We start from the raw sequence: 16,293 nt of genomic DNA, 5'->3' as shown, positions 1-16,293 counted from the left end.
GCCGCACGGACCCCCTCACCACGGACCCCGGCCTGCGGTGCGGGCCTAGACTGACCCCCGGCGGCCCGGTCCGCGCCGATCGCCCCTTCCCCGTCGCGCCGCCCTCGTCCCCCGGAGGCCCCGTGTCCCATCCGTCCGTCGCGCCCGTCCCGCCGCCCGACCCCGTCGATCCCGCCGACGACGCCGCCGCGGTCCACCCGCCTCAGCTGCCCGGCGCGCTGCGCACCCCGCCCGCGCGCACGCTCGTCGAGCTGTTCGACGCGACGGCGCGCGAGCACCCTGACGCCCCCGCCCTCGACGACGGCGTGGAGCCGCTGACCTACGCCGAGCTGCAGGCGCGCGTCGACGAGACCGCACGGCACCTGTGGGCCGCCGGCGTGCGGACCGGGGACCGGGTGGGCGTGCGGATCGCCTCCGGCACCGCCGCCCTCTACGTGTCCATCCTGGGCGTGCTCGCCGCCGGCGCCGCTTACGTGCCGGTGGACGCGGACGACCCCGAGGAGCGCGCCCGGCTCGTCTTCGGCGAGGCCCGCGTGGCCGGCGTGCTCACGGACGAGCGCGTCTACGCCCCCGCCGCCGTCCACGCGCCCCGCCCGGACGCGGAGGACCGCGCCCCCGGGCTCGAGGACGACGCGTGGATCATCTTCACCTCCGGCTCCACCGGCACCCCCAAGGGCGTGGCCGTGAGCCACCGCTCGGCCGCGGCCTTCGTGGACGCGGAGGCGCGGATCTTCCTCTCCGAGGACCCCCTGGCCCCCGGCGACCGCGTGCTCGCCGGCCTCTCCGTGGCCTTCGACGCCTCGTGCGAGGAGATGTGGCTGGCCTGGCGGCACGGCGCCTGCCTCGTCCCGGCCCCGCGCTCCCTGGTGCGCTCCGGCATGGACCTCGGCCCGTGGCTGGCGGAGCGGCGGATCACCGCCGTCTCCACCGTGCCCACCCTCGCCGCCATGTGGCCCACCGAGGCGCTGGACAACGTGCGCCTGCTGATCTTCGGCGGCGAGGCGTGCCCGCCCGAGCTCGCCGCCCGCCTCGCCGAGGACGGCCGCGAGGTCTGGAACACCTACGGTCCCACCGAGGCCACCGTGGTGGCGTGCGCCGCGCCGCTGACCGGCGTCGGCCCCGTCCGGATCGGCCTGCCGCTGGACGGCTGGGACCTGGCCGTCGTCGACCCCGCCACCGGGGTGCCGGTGGCCGAGGGCGCCACGGGCGAGCTGATCATCGGCGGCGTGGGGCTGGCCCGCTACCTGGACCCGGCCAAGGACACCGAGAAGTACGCCCCGATGCCGACCCTCGGCTGGGAGCGGGCCTACCGCTCCGGCGACCTGGTGGTGTTCGAGCCCGAGGGCCTGCTGTTCGTGGGCCGCGCCGACGACCAGGTGAAGCTGGGCGGGCGGCGCATCGAGCTCGGCGAGGTCGACGCCGCCCTCCAGGCGCTGCCCGGCGTGCACGGCGGCGCGGCCGCCGTGCAGACGACGCCGGCCGGCCACCAGATCCTCGTCGGCTACCTCGTGTCCGCCGACCCGGAGGCGGACCTCGACCTGCACCTGGCCCGCGAACGCCTCGCCGAGGAGCTGCCGGCCGCCCTCGTGCCCCGCCTCGCCCTCATGGACGCCCTGCCCACGAAGACCTCCGGCAAGGTGGACCGCCACGCCCTGCCCTGGCCGCTGCCCGGCGCCGAGCCGGACGACGAGGCGCCCCAGCCGGACGAGGCCTCCCCGCACGGCTGGGTGCTGCGCCAGTGGGCGGACGTGCTCGGCGCGCCGCCGTCCGGCCCGGACGCCGACTTCTTCGAGGCCGGCGGCGGCTCCCTCGCCGCCGCGCAGCTCGTGGCCCGCCTGCGGCTGCGCCACCCCGCCGTGACGGTCCAGGACGTCTACCGCAGCCCCACCGCCTCGGCGCTGGCGGCCGCCGTCGTCGGCGAGGACGGCGGCATCGAGGTGCACGACCGGCACGTGGCGAGCACCCGTCACCGCACCCAGTGGGCCCAGACCCTCGTGGGCCTGCCCGTGTTCGTGCTGCCCGCGCTGCGCCTGGGCGTGTGGACGGGGCTGGCGCTGAACCTGCTCGCCCTCACGGGGCTGGCCCCCGGGCTGCCGACCGTCCCCTGGTGGGTCCTGGCGGTCGCCGGGCTGCTCGTGGTCACGGTGCCCGGGCGCATGCTCGTGACGGCCCTGGCGGCGCGCCTGCTGCTGCGCGGCGTGGAGCCCGGCTCCCACCCCCGCGGCGGCCGGGTGCACCTGCGCCTGTGGCTGGCCCAGCAGATCACGGACGTCGTGGACCCCTACTCCCTGGCCGGCGCGATGTGGGTGCCCGCCTACGCGCGGCTGCTCGGCAACCGCATCGGGGCGGACGTGGACCTGCACAGCGTCCCGCCGGTGACCGGCCTGCTCACGGTGGGCGAGGGCGCCTCGATCGAGCCCGAGGTGGACCTGTCCGGATACTGGGTGGACGGCGACGTCGTCCGGATCGGTGAGGTGCGCATCGGCGCCGGCGCCGTGGTGGGGGCCCGCAGCACCCTGCTGCCCGGCGCCCGCGTGGGCGCCGGGGCCCACGTGGAGGCCGGGTCCACGGTGGCCGGGCGCCTGCGCGGCGGCCAGCGGCACGCCGGCTCCCCCGCCGCCAAGGTGGGCAAGGTCCGCGCGGACGGGCCCAACGTGGCCCCGCCCCGGGCCACCGGCTGGCGGGCCGTCTCGACGGTGCTCTCCACGCTCGTCGCCCTGCTGGGACTCGTGGCGGCCGGCGCCGCGGCCGCCGTGGGCTCCTGGTCCCTGACCTGGTGGCCGCCGGCGGACCCCGCCGGCCCCGCGGCCGCCGTGGGCGTCACGGCGCTGCGGCTGCTCGCGGCCAGCCCGCTGATCGCCGCGGTCTGGTTCGGGGCGCAGATGCTGCTCGTGCTGGGCGCGGTGCGCCTGCTCTCCGTGGGGATCACGGAGGGCCACCATCCCGTGCGCTCCCGCGTGGGCTGGCAGATCTGGGCCACGGAGCGGATCCTCGACGCGGCCCGCGACCAGCTGTTCCCGCTCTACGCCTCCCGATTCACCCCCGTGTGGCTGCGCCTGCTCGGTGCGGAGGTCGGCCGCGGCGTCGAGGCCTCCACCGTGGTGCTGCTGCCGGGGATGACCCGCGTGGGCGACGGCGCCTTCCTCGCCGACGACACGATGGTCTCCTCCTACTCGCTCGAGGGCGGCTGGATGCACGTGGCCCCCGCGAAGGTGGGCAAGCGCGCCTTCGTGGGCAACTCCGGCATGGTGCCCGCCGGGCGCACCCTGCGCCGCGACTCGCTCGTGGCCGTGCTCTCCACCACCCCGGCCAAGACCAAGGCCGGGACCTCGTGGATGGGCTCCCCGCCCGTGCGCCTGCGCCGCACCGAGGTGGCCGCGGACGCCTCCGTGACCTACGCCCCCACCGCCCGCCTGAAGGCCGCGCGCACCGGCTGGGAGCTGCTGCGCGCGATCCCCGTGTGGCTGCACGTGGCCCTGACCATCGCGACGGGCGCCGCCCTGGCCGCGCTCACCGCCGTGGGCACATGGGCGCTGGCCGCCGTCCTGGGCGGCGCCGTGCTCCTGGCCGCCGGCGCCGCGGCGGCCACGCTGACCGTCCTGGCCAAGAAGGCCTTCGTGGGCCGCGTGCGCCCCGGCGAACACCCGCTGTGGTCCTCGTTCATCTGGCGCAACGAGGTGGCGGACACGTTCACCGAGTTCCTGGCGGCGCCCTGGTTCGCCCGCGCCGCCGCCGGCACCCCCGCCCTCGTGTGGTTCCTGCGCGCCATGGGCGCCCGGATCGGCCGCGGCGCCTGGGTGGAGTCCTACTGGCTGCCCGAGGCCGACCTCGTCACCCTCGGCGACGGCGCCACCGTGAACCGCGGCTGCGTCGTCCAGACGCACCTGTTCCACGACCGCGTGATGTCCCTGGACGAGGTCGTCCTCGCCGACGGCGCCACGCTCGGCCCGAACTCGGTGGTGCTGCCCGCGGCGCGGCTGGGCCGTGGCACCACCGTCGGCGCCGGCTCCCTCGTGATGCGCGGCGAGGAGCTGCCCGCCGGCACCTGGTGGCTCGGCAACCCCGTCTCCCCCTGGCGCCGCCCCGACGGCGTGCCCGACCCGCCCCCCGCACCGTCCCGAGAGGCAGCATGAGCACCGACCCCTACGTCCCCGGCGTCGGCACCGACGCCGCCGTGATCGAGCACGTGGTGCTGGACCTCGACGTCCGCCTCGCCGCGAACCGGGTCTCCGGCACGGCCGTCCTGTCCGTGCGCCTGACGCGCCAGAGCCGGCGGATCGAGCTGGACCTGCACCGCCTGCGCGTGTCGAAGGTGGGCGCCGCCGTCGACGGCCGCGCGCTGCCCGCCTCCTTCTCCCAGCCCCGCCGCTGGCCGAGCCGTCTCGTGGTGGACCTGGGCGAGAGCCGGCCCGAGGGGACGCTCGTGGAGCTCACCGTGGCCTACGCGGGCACGCCCACGCCCCGGCGCAGCCCCTGGGGCACCATCGGCTGGGAGGAGCTGACCGACGGCGTCCTCGTGGCCGGCCAGCCCCACGGCGCCTCCACGTGGCTGCCGTGCGTGGACTCCCCCGTCTCCCGCTCGACGGCGGACATCACCCTGACCTGCGACGCCGGCTACCTGCCCGTCGCCAACGGCGTGGGCGCGCCCGTGCGCACCCGCGGCTCACGGGTGACCTGGCGGTGGCGCCTGACCCAGCCCGTGCCCGCCTACCTGCTGACGGTGCAGATCGGGCGCTACCGGCTCGTGGACGCCGCCGCGCCCGCCGACGGCCTGCCGCCGCTGCGGCTCGTGGCCTCGACGCGCACCGAGCAGCGGGCACGCGCGGCCCTCGCCGCCCAGCCGGCCATGATGGCGGCCTTCATCGCCGCCTACGGCCCCTACCCGTTCGAGGAGTACACCGCCGTGGTGGCGGACGACGTCCTGGAGATCCCGCTCGAGGCGGCCGGCATGTCCCTGTTCGGCACCAACCACCTGGACGGCTCGTGGGAGTCCGAGCGGCTGATCGCCCACGAGATGGCCCACCAGTGGTTCGGCAACGCCGTGACCCTGGGCCGCTGGGCGGACCTGTGGCTGCACGAGGGCTTCGCCTGCTGGTCCGAGTGGCTCTGGGCGGAGGCGTCCGGGCGCTCGAGCATCGCCTCCATGGCGCGACGGGCCTGGCAGCGGCTGGCCGAGGACCCCGTGGAGCACGTGCTCACCGAGCCCGGCGCCGCCGAGATGTTCGAAGACTGGGTCTACAAGCGCGGCGCCCTCACCGTGGAGGCGCTGCGCGTGCTGCTCGGCCGGGAGGTCTTCGGCTCGATGCTGCGCGCGTGGGTGGACGAGCACCGCTTCGGCACCGTGGACACCGCCGGCCTGCGCGCCCACGTCCACGCGTGGGCCCCGCGGGCCCAGGTCACGCCCGAGCAGGTCGACGAGCTCTTCGAGACGTGGACCCGGCGGTCCGAGCTGCCGCCCTTCCCCGGCTGAGGAGAGGCCGGCCGGCGGCGCGGCGCTGCGACCCTCCGGACCGGAGCGGCGGCGCGGCGCTGCGACCCTCCGGACCGGAGCGGCGGCGCGGCCCTCAGGCGCGGCGAAGGGCGACGGAGCCGACGATCCCGTCCGGCAGCCCGGCGGCCACGTCGAGGAGCACGACGCCGGGCGGCGGGTGCAGCGCGGCGACGTCGGCCGGGTCCCCCGTGAAGCCGGTGCCGGCCGCCTTCACGAGCGCCTCCTTGCGCGTCCAGAGCCGGGCCCGCGCCGCGGGCCGCTCGGACCGCGGCAGCGCGGCCGCCCACCCGCGCTCCGCCGGCGAGAAGCCGACCTCGCCGAGCGCGCCAGGATCGGCGAACGCGGGCGCGTCCACCCGCTCCACGTCGAGGCCGAGGCCCTGCGCGGCGGCGGGACCGTCGTCGGGCCCCGCAGCGTCCTCGGCGCCGTCACCGTCGCCGCCCGGCGCCCACCAGGCGCCGACCCGCAGCCGGACGCCGGTGCGCGGATCCGTGACTCGGGAGAACGAGACGAGCGCGCGCCGGCCGGCCGGCAGCCCCCGCAGCCGCGGGGCCCCGTGGTCCGTGCCGGCGCACCCCGGGCAGCGGCGCTCCAGCGCGAGGGGGCCGACCGGCTCGTCCCAGAGCCGGCCGAGCGCCGCCGCAACCTGTCCGAGGATGGCCCCGGACGCGGCGTCGGCCGCCCCCGCCTCAGCGGGGACGGCCGACGTCAGGCCCCACGCGCCGGGGATCCCGGCGCGGACGGCGGGGTGCGGGGTCAGCGCTGGACCGCCCCGTGCCGCTGGGCGGCGAGCGCCGTCGCCGCGGCCCGGGCCTCCGAGGCCTCCTCCGCGGTGAGGGTGCGGTCCGGGGCGCGGAAGCGCAGCGAGAACGCGAGCGACTTGCTCCCCTCGGGGACCCCGGGGCCGCGGTAGACGTCGAACAGCTCGACGGACTCCAGCAGCTCGCCCGCGCCCTCGGCGAGGCTCGCGCGCACGTCGCCGGCGACGACCGCCTCCTCCACCACGAGCGCCACGTCCTGGGTGCTCATCGGGTACGTGGACAGCGGCGCGGCCACCACGGCCGGCGGGGCCGCGGCGCACAGCGCGTCGAGGTCCAGCTCCCACACGCTGGTGCGCGCGGGCAGATCCTCGGCCTCGAGCCACTGCGGGTGCAGCTCGCCGGCGACGCCGACCACCTGGTCCCCGCGCTCGCCGAGGACGACGAGCTCGGCCACGCGGCCCGGATGGAACGCGTGGTGGCGGCCCTGGCGGACCGCGAGCTCGACGCCGAGCACGTCGGCGACGGCGAGGGCGCCGGAGACGGCGTCCTGCCAGTCCACGGGGCGCGGGGCGTGGTCCGGGCCGGGCGCCGAGTCGTGGCCGGCGTACAGGCCGGCCACGCGCCACGGCTGGGCCGGGATCCCGGCCTCGAGGTCGGCGAGGACCTCCGGGGCCGGGTGCGCGGCGCGCGGCGGGATGGACGCGGAGCCCAGCTGCGTGCCGGGCAGGAACACGAGGCCCGCCTCGTACAGGGCGAGGTCGCGGAACCCGCGGCCCAGGTTGCGGCGCGCGATCTCCACGAGCCCGGGCAGCAGGGACAGGCGCATGTACCGGTACTGCGAGGAGATCGGGTTGGCCAGGGCCACCATCTCCAGCGCCACGCCCTGCTCCTCGGAGTCCACGCCGAAGCGGCGGTTCTGCTCCGCGGAGACGAACGGGTAGGCGAGCACCTCGGTGTGCCCGGCGGCCGCGAGCGCGGCGGACACGCGGCGGCGCTGCGCCTGGCGGCGGGTGAAGCCGCGCCCGGGCGGGGCCACCGGCACCACGGACGGGATCGCGTCGTAGCCGCGCAGGCGCGCGACCTCCTCCACGAGGTCCTCGGGGATCCGCAGGTCGGTGCGCCACGAGGGCGCGGTCACGCGCAGGCGGGGGGCGGCGCCGTCGGCGGCCTCGGCGGCCTCCACCTGCGCGCCCAGGGCGCGCAAGGTCTCGGCGACCTCGTCCGCGGTGTACTCCACGCCCACCAGGGCCGTGGGGAAGTCCGCGGCCATCTCGACGACGGCCGGCTCGGGGCGCGTGCCGACGTCCGTGACGCCGGGCTCGGCGGTGCCGCCGGCCAGCTCCACGAGCAGCTGCACGGCCCGCTCGGCCGCCTCGTCCGCGATCTCCCAGTCCACGCCGCGCTCGTTGCGCTTCGAGGCCTCGGAGGGCAGGCGGTGGCGACGGCGGGTGCGGGCGATCGAGATGGGGTCGAAGTTCGCCGACTCGATGACGATCGTCGTGGTCGCGTCCGTGACCTCGGTGGCCAGCCCGCCCATGACGCCGGCGAGGCCGATGGGCCCGGAGTCGTCGGTGATGAGCAGGTCCTCGGGGTCGAGCGTGCGCTCCTTGTCGTCCAGGGTGCGCAGGGTCTCCCCCGCCCGGGCCCGGCGGACCACGATCTCGCCCGCGAGCTTCTGCGCGTCGTAGAAGTGCAGCGGCTGGCCGAGCTCCCACATCACGTAGTTGGAGATGTCCACGGGCAGGGAGATGGAGCGGATGCCGGCCAGGCGCAGGCGCGCCGCCATCCACGGCGGCGTCGGACGCGAGGCGTCCACGCCGGAGACCGTGCGCGCCACGAAGCGCGTGGCGCCGGGGGCGCCGTAGATCGGGGCGTCGTCGGCGATCCGGACCGGGTGGCCGGCGTCGTCCGCGGCGGGCGGGGTGAGCGCCGCGGCCGGGTCCGTAAACGGCACGCCCGTCGCGTGGGCGTACTCGCGGGCCACGCCGCGCATCGAGAACGCGTAGCCGCGGTCCGGGGTCACGTTGATCTCGGCGGCCTCGCCCTGCAGGTCCAGCACCTCGAGGGCGTCCGTGCCGGGCTCGGGGTCCAGGCCGAGGGTGGAGAGCACGAGGATGCCGTCGTGGTCGTCGCCAATGCCCAGCTCGCGCACCGAGGCGATCATGCCGGCCGAGACGTGGCCGTAAGTCTTGCGCGGGCTGATCCGGAAGTCCCCGGGCAGCACGGCGCCGGGCAGGGTCACGACGACCTTGTCCCCGACCTCGAAGTTGTGGGCGCCGCAGACCACGCCCTGCACGCCGCTCGGGTCGATGCCCTCGCCGGTGAGCGTCTGCTCGGCGCCCTCGGGCACCACGCGGACGGTGCACCAGTTGATGGTCTTGCCGTTCTTCTGGGGCTCGGGCTCCTTGGAGAGCACCTGCCCGACGACGATCGGGCCGCGCAGCTCGTCGGAGGGTCGGTGGACGTCCTCCTCCTCGAGGCCCACGCGGACGAGGTCCGCCATGACGTCCTCGGCGCGATGCTCGGCGGGCACGGGCACGAACTCCCGCAGCCAGTCCAGGGGGATGCGCATGGATCAGACCTCCATTCCGAAGTGCTGGGAGAAGCGGACGTCGCCCTCGATCATGTCCCGCATGTCCGGGACCTCGTTGCGGAACATGAGCGTGCGCTCCACGCCCATGCCGAACGCGAAGCCGGAGAACTCCTCCGGGTCCAGGCCGGCGGCGCGGAGCACGTTCGGGTGGACCATGCCGCAGCCGCCCCACTCGATCCAGCGGGGCCCGCCCTTGGCGCCCGGGTGCCAGATGTCCAGCTCGGCGCTGGGCTCCGTGAAGGGGAAGAAGTTCGGGCGCAGGCGGATGGCCGCCTCCTCGCCGAACATCTGCCGGGCGAAGTACTCGAGGGTGCCGCGCAGGTGGGCCATGGTCAGCCCGCGGTCCACGGCCAGGCCCTCGAACTGATGGAACACCGGGGTGTGGGTGGCGTCCAGCTCGTCCGTGCGGAAGGTGCGGCCCGGGCAGAGCACGTAGGTGGGCGCACCGCGCTCGAGCAGGGAGCGCATCTGCACCGGGGAGGTGTGGGTGCGCAGCAGCAGGTGGGCCTCGGAGGGCTCCACGAAGAAGGTGTCCTGCATCTCGCGGGCCGGGTGGTCCGGGGCGAAGTTCAGGGAGTCGAAGTTGAACCACTCGGACTCGAGCTCGGGGCCCTCCGCGATCTCCCAGCCCATCCCCACGAAGATCTCGGACACGCGGTCCATCGTCAGGGACAGCGGGTGGCGAGCGCCCACGCGGCGGCGGCGGACGGCCGCGGTGACGTCCACGGTCTCCTCGCGCAGGATGCGCTCGGCCTGCTCGGCCTCGAGCACCTCCGTGCGGGCGGCCAGGGCCTTGTTCAGGCGGCCGCGGGCGCCGCCCATGAGCTTGCCGGCCTCGGCCTTGCGCTCCTTGGGCAGGGCGCCGATCCCCTTGTTCGCGAGGGTCAGGGGGGCGCGGTCGCCGGTGTGGGCCAGGCGGGCGGCCTTGAGCTCGTCCAGGTCGGCCGCGGCGTCGAACGCGGCGAGCGCGTCCTGCACGGCGGCGTCCACCGCCTCCGCGTCCACGGGGGAGATCTCCGCCGCGGGCGCCGTGGGCTCCGCGCCGGTCTCGGGGCTGGGTGTCATCGGGGCAACGACCTTCGCATGGGGGACGGTGGGACGCCCGCCAGTCTAGTGTCCGCGCCGGACGCGTCAGGCCTAGGCTGAGGCGCATGACCGCCCCGGACTCCCCCGCCGGCGTGGGCGCCGGGCCCCCGCCCCTGCGCCGGCGCACCCGCGCCCGGGGCCTGTGGAACCTCGTCAACCTGTCCACGCCGCTGGGGCTGGTGGGCGCCGTCGTCAGCGGCTGCGCGCTGCGGCCCGGTCCGCACGGGCTGATCGAGGCCCGCGGCTGGCGGCACTCCTTCCCCGGCGGCGCGGCCTTCACCGTGGGCGACGTGGTGTTCACCCGGCCCGGACTGCGGATGACCGAGGACCTGTGGCGGCACGAGGCCGGGCACGCGGCCCAGTACGCCGGGATGCTGGGGCTGCCGTTCCTGCCGGCGTACGCCGCGGCGGCGGCGTGGTCGTCCTGGCGGACCGGGGACCCAGCCTCCCGCAACCCGTTCGAGCGCGGCGCCGGGCTGGTGCTGGGCGGGTACGTCGAGCGGCCCGTGCGCCGCGGACCCCGACGGCGCCGCTGAGGCGGGCGCCGCAGGGGGCCTCAGTGGAGGGTGCCGCCGGGCACGTCGAGGTCGGCGCCGCCCTCGAGGGCCACGAGCGCGACCTCCGCGACCGCGCGGGCGAGGTCCTCGGCCGGCAGGGCCGGGGTGTCCGGCTGCGGGCGATGCGCCAGGTCCCACGGCACGTGCACGAAGCCGGCGGCGCGGGCCGTCCCCGGGGCGTCCAGCAGCGCGTACATCACGTGGTTGCACACGAACGCGCCGGCCGAGAGCGACGGCTCGGCCGGGACGCCGGCCGCCCGAACCGCCTCGACGGCGCGCTTCACCGGCAGGGTGGCGAAGTGGGCGGCGGGGCCCTCGGCGCGCACCGGGCGGTCCACGGGCTGGTCCCCCGCGTTGTCCGGGATGCGGGCGTCCTGCAGGTTCACGGCGATCCGCTCCACCCGGACGGCACCCGTCCCGCCGGCCAGTCCGACGGCGACCGCCGCCTCGGGCCGGGTCCGCTCGAGGGCGGCGGCCAGTGCGGGGCCGGCGGCGGCGAACGCGCACGGCAGCTCCACGGCCTCGGCGGCCACCCCCCGCTCCGCCAGGAGCGCCACGGCGTCGCGGGCGGCGACGATCGAGGGGTTGTGCCCGTCCCCGCCGAACGGCTCGAAGCCGGTGAGCAGCACGCGGACGGCGGACGCGAAGGCGGGGGTCGTCATGGCGACCACGGTAGCGGGCGGGGCGGGCCACGCCACGCCCGGGATCGAACACGTTTGCGGGCGTACTCGAACATGTGTTCTACTTTTGGGCATGCGATGGGAAGCGCAGACCCTGCGGTCCGAGAGCGGAGCCCAGCGGGAGGCGGCCGGCACACCGGCCGGCTCCGCCGCCCTGCTGCCGCTCTCGGACCTGCAGCGGAGCGTCACCACGCCCGAGTTCGCCGGCGTGACGTTCCACGAGGTGCTGGCCAAGACCGCGCTCAACGCCGTCCCCGCCGCCTCGGCCATGCCGTTCCGCTGGACCGTCAACCCGTACCGCGGCTGCACGCACGCGTGCCGCTACTGCTACGCGCGCAGCACCCACTCCTTCCTCGACCTGGACGCGGGCGAGGACTTCGACCGGCAGATCGTGGTGAAGGTCAACGTGGCCCAGGTGCTCCGCGCCGAGCTGGCCCGGCCCACGTGGGGCCGGGAGGCCGTGGCCCTGGGGACCAACACGGACCCGTACCAGCGGGCCGAGGGCCGGTACTCCCTCATGCCGGGGATCATCGAGGCGCTCGCGGACTCCGGCACCCCGTTCTCCGTGCTCACCAAGGGCACGCTGCTGGCGCGGGACGTGCCGCTGCTGCAGGCCGCCTCGCGCAGCGTCCCCGTGCAGGTGTCCCTGTCCCTGGCGATGCTCGACCCCACGGTCGCCGCCGCCGTGGAGCCCGGCACCCCGTCCCCGGCCGCTCGCCTGCGCCTGATCGAGCGCCTGGCCGCCGCGGGGGCGGACGTCACCGTGATGGCCATGCCCCTGCTGCCCTGGCTCACGGACGGGGACCGGGACCTCGACGCGCTCATGCGCGCCCTCGCCGCGGCGGGGGCGGCCCGCGTGATGCCCGGCGCCCTCCACCTGCGCCCCGGCGCGAAGGAGTGGTACCTGCGCTGGATCCGGCAGGAGCACCCGGACCTGCTGGCCGGCTACGAGCAGATGTACGCCCGCTCCGCCTACGCGCCCGAGTCCTACCGGCGCACGCTGGCCCGCGCGGCCGGCGAGGCCGCCGCCCGACACGGGCTGACCCGCGGGGGCGCCCACGGCATCCGCCGCGAGGACGGGCCCGTCGCCCGGCCCGTCCCGCGCTCCACGCCCGTGGCCGTCCCGGCCCCGGCGGCCCCCGCCCAGCCGGCGCTGTTCTGAGATCCCGCGCCGCGGCGTCGGCCCGCCGATCGGCGGCTCAGTGTTCAGGGCTCAGGGCGCGGCGGCGAAGGCCGTGGCCGCCCCCGCCACCACGGCGGACACGATCGGGCGGTCCGCGGGGATCCAGTCCAGGTGGTGCGCGCCGGCCCCGGACAGGGGCACCCAGGCGAGCAGATCGTGGTCCTCGAGGGCGGCCGGCTCGGCCCCCTCCTCGGCGAGGACGCCCCAGAGCACGCGCATCCGGGCCCCGTTGGCCAGCTCCCACCCCTCCGGGTCCGGGGACGGCACCTCGGCGCCGAGCCGCACGGCCACACCCAGCTCCTCGCGGACCTCCCGGGCCAGCGCCTCCCGCGGGCCCTCCCCCGTCTCCACCTTCCCGCCCGGGAACTCCCACAGGCCTCGCAGCACGGCGGGGGCGCTGCGCCGGGCGGCCAGCAAGCGGCTCGGCGCCGCCGCGTCGTCGAGCAGCGCCAGCCCCACCACGAGCCGCGACCGCGCTCCGGGGCCCCGGGGTGTCGTCGGGCGGGAGGCAGTCCCGGCGGACGGGGATGTGGCAGAAGTCATGGGCCCAGGCTAGCGACGGCGCGCCGCGCTCCCGGACCCGGTCCGTAGGCTGGGCCGGTGCCCATGCCCAGCCCCGCCTCCGGCGACCCCGCCGCGTCCCCGTCCATGCCCGCCCGCCCCGACCCGGCCGGCGCCGCGGGCTCCCCGGCCGCCGGCGCCGTGGGACCCCAGGCCCTGCTGGGCGGGCGACGGGTCCGGCTGCTGCCGGCGATCCTCGCGCTCGCCCTCGGCAGCTTCGCGATCGGCACCACCGAGTTCGCCATCATGGGCCTGCTGCCGCAGGCGGTGGCGGACCTCGGCATCGGCCTCGAGGCCGGCGGCGTGCTCATCTCCATGTACGCCCTCGGAGTGGTGGTCGGCGCCCCGCTGCTGGCCGCCGCGTTCGCCCGGGTGGACCGGCGGACCACCGGCATCGTGCTGATGCTGCTGTTCACCGTCGGCCACGCGGGCGCGTTCCTCGCCCCGGACACGGCCACCATGATGGCCGCGCGGTTCGTCTCCGGGCTGCCCCACGGCGCCTACTTCTCCGCCGCCGCCCTCGCCGCCGCCGACCTGGCGGGGCCCGCGCGGCGAGGTCAGGCCGTCGCGTGGGTGATGGCGGGCCTGTCCGTGGCCAACGTGGTGGGCGTGCCGGCCGCGACGGCGATCGGCCAGGCCGCCGGCTGGCGCTGGATGTTCGTGATCGTCGCCGCCTGCGCGCTCGCCTGCGTGGCCGCCACCGCGTGGCTCGTGCCGCCGGTCCCCGCCCCCGCGGGCGCGTCCGTGCGCCGCGAGCTGCGGGGCCTGGCCTCCGGCCGGCTCTGGGCCACGGTGGCCGTGGGCGTGATCGGCTTCGCCGGGATGTTCGCCCTCTACACCTACATCGCCCCGCTGCTCACCGAGGTGGCCGGCCTGGACGAGCGATGGGTCCCCGCCGTCCTCGCCCTGTACGGGATCGGCATGGTCGTGGGCACGCTCGTGAGCGGCGCCCTGACGGACCGCGACCCCGTGGGCACCCTGCGCCTGAGCTTCGGGCTCAGCGCCGTCTCCCTCCTGGCCGTGGGCCTGACCGCCCAGTGGGCGCCGGTGATGGTCCTCCTGCTGTTCTGCGTGGCCGTGAGCGGATCCGGGATCGCCCCCTCCCTGCAGGTGCTGCTCGTGGACTCGGCCCCCGGCGCGCCGCAGCTGGCCGGCTCCCTGAACCACTCCGCCCTCAACATGGCGAACGCGATGGGCGCCTGGGTCGGGGCCGCGGCGATCGGGGCGGGCGCCTCCCTGCGCACGCCCCCGCTCGTGGGGGCGGCCATCGCCCTCGCGGGCCTGGTCCTCGCGTTCATGCTGGTGCGACGCGCCTCCCCGACCTCGGCGGCGACGGCGGCCGACGCCCGCTGAGCGCGGCACGAGCCGCCGGCCGCCCCCCTGCTGTGGCCTTGTGCACAGAGGACAGGAACCCCGGAAAGTCGGGAGATCAGAGGTGGCGCTTCCGCGAAACCCCTTGCTAGCTTCTTTCCCGTAAGTCAGAGTTCGCACTTGAAAGGAACATCATCATGGGCTTCATCGCTTGGATCGTCCTCGGTCTCATCGCCGGCGCCATCGCTCGCGCCATCCTCCCGGGCCGTCAGGGCACCGGCTGGCTCGGCGCTCTCATCACCGGTGTGCTGGGCGCCCTCCTGGGCGGCTGGATCGGCCGCCTGATGGGCTTCTCCACCAACGACGGCTTCTTCGACCTCGCCACCTGGATCTTCGCGATCATCGGCGGTGTCATCGTGGCCTTCATCTGGCAGGCCATCACCGGCCGTCGCGGCACCCGCGTCTGAGCTGAGACGTGACCCGGCTTCGGCCGGGACCGCTTGAAAGGGCGGGGATCCTCACGGATCCCCGCCCTTTCCGCATGCCCGGCTCCCCCACGACCGGCCACGCGCACGCCGATCACGGACGGCGCCGCGCGAGCCCGGCGGCCGGATCAGCCGTCCCGACGGACCGCGGCCGCCATGGCCGAGGCGTAGAGGCAGACGGTGGCCGCCGTCCCCACGTTCAGAGACTCCGCGGCGCCGTAGAGCGGCACGGCCACCCGGCGGTCCGCCAGGGCGAGCTCCGCCTCATCCAGTCCCTGCGCCTCGTTGCCGAACAGCCAGGCCGTGGGCGCCGCCGTCGTCTCCGGGGCGAGCGCGTCGAGGCGGTCGTCGCCGTAGCCGTCGGCCGCCCACACCTGCAGGCCGGCCCCGCGGGACGCATCCGCGACGGCGGCCGCCTCCGCGCCGGTGAGCACGGGCAGGTGGAACAGCGAGCCCGCGGTGGAGCGCACCACCTTGGGATTGAACGGGTCCACGGACCAGGCGGTGAGCACCACCGCGTCCGCGCCGGCGGCGTCCGCGGCGCGCAGCACCGTTCCGGCGTTGCCCGGGTCCTGCACCCGGCACAGCACCGCCGCCAGCGCCGCACCCTCGAAGACCTGCGCCAGCGGCGGCTGCTCCGGGATGCGGGCCACGGCCACGATCCCCTGCCCCGTCACGGCGTCCGCCATGGCGGTGAGCACCTCGTCCGAGGCCTCCCGCACGAACACTTGCTCGCCGCCGCCGGGCCCGCCGTCGGCCACCCGCTCCACGAGGGCGGCCAGGTCCGGGTCCCGCTCGGCGAGCCCGGCGGAGACGTAGACCTGGGTGAGGACGCGACCGGCCGGCCACTGCCGCGCCGCGCCCGCCGGCCCCTCCCCCAGGTGCGCGCGCAGCGCCTCGCGGCACGCCTGCGGGCCCTCCACCAGGAACGTGCCGGTCCGGCGTCGCGCGGGCCGGCCGGCCAGGGCGGCGACGGCGCGGACGCGCTCGGCGCGGGGGTGGGTCAGCGGCTCGGCGGGCGGGGTCATGGGCTCTCCTGGTCGGGTTCGGCGGGGCGCGGGTGCGCAGACGCCGACGGGGCGGGCCTCCTCATCGGAGGGCCCGCCCCGTCGGCGGCGGTGTCCACGTCTGACACGTGGCGGGGACCCGGGGGTCCCTGGGCCGGCTCAGCGGGAGGCGGCGGGGGCGTTGACGTCCGCGGGCAGGGCCTCGCGGGCGGTCTTCACCAGCACGGCGAAGGTCGCGGCGTCCGAGACGGCGATCTCGGCGAGCATGCGGCGGTCCACCTCGACGCCGGCCAGCTTCAGGCCCTGCATGAAGCGGTTGTAGGTCATGCCGTTGGCGCGGGCGGCCGCGTTGATGCGGGTGATCCACAGGCGACGGAAGTCACCCTTGCGCTTGTGGCGGTGCTGGTAGTTGTAGGTGAACGAGTGGAGCATCTGCTCCTTCGCCTTGCGGTACAGGCGAGACCGCTGACCGCGGTAGCCGGAGGCGAGCTCCAGCATGGTCCGACGCTTCTTGTGGGCGTTCACTGCCCGCTTCACACGTGCCACGTGCGTACTCCAATCTGTGTGGTCCCCGGGGC

Annotated in this window: 13 protein-coding genes; 6 read left to right on the top strand and 7 right to left on the bottom strand. The window is 76.6% G+C overall.

Translation table 11 applies throughout. The annotated features are described in order from the left end of the window. Positions 1-122: 122 nt before the first annotated feature. Both HDA33_RS02110 and HDA33_RS02105 read left to right on the top strand, forming a co-directional pair. Positions 123-4,133, top strand: a complete 4,011-nt coding sequence (locus tag HDA33_RS02110) for a Pls/PosA family non-ribosomal peptide synthetase (protein ID WP_184170422.1) — start codon at positions 123-125, stop codon at positions 4,131-4,133. Continuing rightward, positions 4,130-5,470 carry a M1 family metallopeptidase gene (locus tag HDA33_RS02105; protein ID WP_184170419.1) on the top strand — a complete coding sequence of 447 codons (1,341 nt, stop codon included), beginning with the start codon at positions 4,130-4,132 and terminating at the stop codon, positions 5,468-5,470. The genes HDA33_RS02110 and HDA33_RS02105 overlap by 4 nt, the downstream gene beginning before the upstream one ends. 94 nt (positions 5,471-5,564) lie before the next feature. Here HDA33_RS02105 and HDA33_RS12600 read toward each other — a convergent pair whose 3' ends face one another. The 3 genes from HDA33_RS12600 to pheS form a co-directional block, all read right to left on the bottom strand. Next, positions 5,565-5,960 carry a 4'-phosphopantetheinyl transferase family protein gene (locus tag HDA33_RS12600; protein WP_246417007.1) on the bottom strand — a complete coding sequence of 132 codons (396 nt, stop codon included), beginning with the start codon at positions 5,958-5,960 and terminating at the stop codon, positions 5,565-5,567. Between the two features lie 287 nt (positions 5,961-6,247). Next, positions 6,248-8,824 (bottom strand): phenylalanine--tRNA ligase subunit beta, encoded by a 2,577-nt coding sequence (pheT, locus tag HDA33_RS02095; protein WP_184170416.1) that lies wholly within the window; start codon positions 8,822-8,824, stop codon positions 6,248-6,250. A 3-nt stretch (positions 8,825-8,827) separates the two neighbouring features. Beyond that, the gene (pheS, locus tag HDA33_RS02090; protein WP_184170413.1) at positions 8,828-9,910 is read right to left on the bottom strand and encodes a phenylalanine--tRNA ligase subunit alpha; all 1,083 of its coding nucleotides are present in this window, start codon (positions 9,908-9,910) and stop codon (positions 8,828-8,830) included. An 86-nt stretch (positions 9,911-9,996) separates the two neighbouring features. Between pheS and HDA33_RS02085 the strand changes: the two genes are divergently transcribed. Next, positions 9,997-10,467 (top strand): hypothetical protein, encoded by a 471-nt coding sequence (locus HDA33_RS02085; protein WP_246416848.1) that lies wholly within the window; start codon positions 9,997-9,999, stop codon positions 10,465-10,467. A gap of 20 nt (positions 10,468-10,487) precedes the next feature. Here the strand turns inward: HDA33_RS02085 and HDA33_RS02080 are convergent, their stop codons facing one another. Next, a complete protein-coding gene (locus HDA33_RS02080; RefSeq protein WP_184173716.1) occupies positions 10,488-11,159 on the bottom strand; it encodes a pyroglutamyl-peptidase I in 672 nt (223 codons plus the stop codon). Between the two features lie 82 nt (positions 11,160-11,241). Here HDA33_RS02080 and HDA33_RS02075 point away from each other — a divergent pair, with 82 nt between their 5' ends. Continuing rightward, positions 11,242-12,330, top strand: a complete 1,089-nt coding sequence (locus HDA33_RS02075; RefSeq protein WP_184170410.1) for an Rv2578c family radical SAM protein — start codon at positions 11,242-11,244, stop codon at positions 12,328-12,330. Positions 12,331-12,381: 51 nt separating this feature from the next. Here HDA33_RS02075 and HDA33_RS02070 read toward each other — a convergent pair whose 3' ends face one another. Then, on the bottom strand, positions 12,382-12,894 hold the full coding sequence (locus HDA33_RS02070) for an NUDIX domain-containing protein (protein ID WP_184170407.1): 513 nt from the start codon (positions 12,892-12,894) through the stop codon (positions 12,382-12,384). Positions 12,895-12,957: 63 nt separating this feature from the next. Here HDA33_RS02070 and HDA33_RS02065 point away from each other — a divergent pair, with 63 nt between their 5' ends. Next, entirely contained in the window at positions 12,958-14,265 is a 1,308-nt protein-coding gene (locus tag HDA33_RS02065) for an MFS transporter (RefSeq protein ID WP_246417006.1), read from the top strand. A 155-nt stretch (positions 14,266-14,420) separates the two neighbouring features. After that, complete coding sequence (locus HDA33_RS02060) at positions 14,421-14,690, top strand: GlsB/YeaQ/YmgE family stress response membrane protein (RefSeq protein WP_017489561.1); 270 nt, start codon at positions 14,421-14,423, stop codon at positions 14,688-14,690. A 146-nt stretch (positions 14,691-14,836) separates the two neighbouring features. On the opposite strand, the gene HDA33_RS02055 is transcribed toward HDA33_RS02060, so the two are convergent. Further along, positions 14,837-15,736 carry a TrmH family RNA methyltransferase gene (locus HDA33_RS02055; protein ID WP_184170404.1) on the bottom strand — a complete coding sequence of 300 codons (900 nt, stop codon included), beginning with the start codon at positions 15,734-15,736 and terminating at the stop codon, positions 14,837-14,839. A gap of 138 nt (positions 15,737-15,874) precedes the next feature. Next, a complete protein-coding gene (rplT, locus tag HDA33_RS02050; protein ID WP_158492534.1) occupies positions 15,875-16,261 on the bottom strand; it encodes a 50S ribosomal protein L20 in 387 nt (128 codons plus the stop codon). Between the last annotated feature and the right edge of the window lie 32 nt (positions 16,262-16,293).

The sequence above is a fragment of the Micrococcus endophyticus genome, assembly GCF_014205115.1.
Classification (GTDB): Bacteria; Actinomycetota; Actinomycetes; order Actinomycetales; family Micrococcaceae; genus Micrococcus; species Micrococcus endophyticus.
This window is presented reverse-complemented; position numbering and strand designations above follow the sequence as displayed.

Excerpts from the sequence above, each read along its gene's own strand:
- HDA33_RS02065 (WP_246417006.1), top strand. The coding sequence starts at position 12,958 with ATGCCCAGCCCCGCCTCCGGCGACCCCGCCGCGTCCCCGTCCATGCCC.
- HDA33_RS02085 (WP_246416848.1), top strand. The coding sequence starts at position 9,997 with ATGACCGCCCCGGACTCCCCCGCCGGCGTGGGCGCCGGGCCCCCGCCC.
- HDA33_RS02070 (WP_184170407.1), bottom strand. The coding sequence starts at position 12,894 with ATGACTTCTGCCACATCCCCGTCCGCCGGGACTGCCTCCCGCCCGACG.
- HDA33_RS02055 (WP_184170404.1), bottom strand. The coding sequence starts at position 15,736 with ATGACCCCGCCCGCCGAGCCGCTGACCCACCCCCGCGCCGAGCGCGTC.
- pheT (WP_184170416.1), bottom strand. The coding sequence starts at position 8,824 with ATGCGCATCCCCCTGGACTGGCTGCGGGAGTTCGTGCCCGTGCCCGCC.
- HDA33_RS02105 (WP_184170419.1), top strand. The coding sequence starts at position 4,130 with ATGAGCACCGACCCCTACGTCCCCGGCGTCGGCACCGACGCCGCCGTG.
- HDA33_RS02060 (WP_017489561.1), top strand. The coding sequence starts at position 14,421 with ATGGGCTTCATCGCTTGGATCGTCCTCGGTCTCATCGCCGGCGCCATC.
- pheS (WP_184170413.1), bottom strand. The coding sequence starts at position 9,910 with ATGACACCCAGCCCCGAGACCGGCGCGGAGCCCACGGCGCCCGCGGCG.
- HDA33_RS02075 (WP_184170410.1), top strand. The coding sequence starts at position 11,242 with ATGCGATGGGAAGCGCAGACCCTGCGGTCCGAGAGCGGAGCCCAGCGG.